Here is a 1146-nt window from a genome sequence, read left to right on the forward strand (position 1 = left end):
CCGGGACTCTGTCTCAATCCAAGTACGTCGAATTAGATCAAGCACCCCTCGGTCTTGCACTTTGGCCAGGAGGCCCTGCACGAGCTCCGCGGTCAGGGGGTGATCCCCGTCTTGCTTGGACCCCGAGGGCCGGCAGTCTGACAGTGCTCCTTGCATCAGTCCGAAAAGCCTGCCCGCTTGTCGCGCTGTTTCCGCTGTCAGCTCGTCTAGGCCTAAAGTCCTGCCAGGTAGAAACTCGAGCAGCACGAGGCACGAACCGTCCGAACTGCCGATGATCGTACCGTCACGCCGTCGGACAGGAGTGGGCACTGGTACACCCTTTTCCGCCAAGTGACTAAGAACTGACACTTCAAACTCAATCTCCTCCTGTAGCCTTCCGCGAGGCGAGAGCCGCAGTAGGAATTCGCCAGTCACAGTAGAGAGACGGTAGTTGGTATTGATTTGCCCCCCTGGCAATTGCTTGACCGAACGCAACTGACCTAGCCGATAATCGGATAGGATACTCTCGATTTCCTCTCCGCTTTTCTCTATCAGCGCTTTAATGCGTGCCATTTAAACTTCCCCCTTCTTAATTTCGGGCGCAGTTTCAGGCACCTGCTCCCGAGCACGTCCGACGGCTCTTCAATCAAGTCCTCTTCGAGCGCATCCTCATCAACCCCGACGAGACGATCACCGCCGACAAGGTCGCCCTCTTCGCCACTCTCCTCGGCCCCGACGCCCGCATCGCCGCCCGCGCGTACAACCTGCGGGCGACAGGCCCGAAACGCAAAAGACCCGCTCCAGAGAGCGGGTCTCGCGCCGAAGATCCTTCGGCAATTGCTTTTGCGAATGTTTTGAATAAGAACACTCTGGTGGATCCGAGGGGATTCGAACCCCTGACCTCTTCATTGCGAACGAAGCGCGCTACCAACTGCGCCACGGACCCGTGCCTTCCGAGCCGTCACCGGCCCGAACAACTCGTCCACACTAGCACGGACGAGCGGGCGCCTCGCACTCGCGTCAGGCCCCGCGGCGGCGCTGCAGCGCCTGGTCGAGGTCGATCGCGTCGACGCCGTCCACGACGCCCATGGAGGCGAAGCGGGAGGAGGGACGGGGCGCCTCGGGATCGGGCGCGGCGGCACGCGGGGCGCGCAGCGGAGCACCTCG

Annotated in this window: 1 protein-coding gene and 1 tRNA gene; both read right to left on the minus strand. The window is 61.6% G+C overall.

Annotation, left to right across the window (positions count from 1 at the left end; all coding sequences use genetic code 11):
* Positions 1-552: phosphotransferase (locus ACH61_RS19455; protein ID WP_153038958.1), on the minus strand; the 552-nt coding region annotated here is incomplete at its 3' end.
* Positions 553-849: 297 nt separating this feature from the next.
* Positions 850-925: transfer RNA gene (locus ACH61_RS15555), tRNA-Ala, on the minus strand.
* Positions 926-1146: the final 221 nt, after the last annotated feature.

The organism is Rathayibacter tanaceti, from assembly GCF_001634385.1.
Taxonomy (GTDB): domain Bacteria; phylum Actinomycetota; class Actinomycetes; order Actinomycetales; family Microbacteriaceae; genus Rathayibacter; species Rathayibacter tanaceti.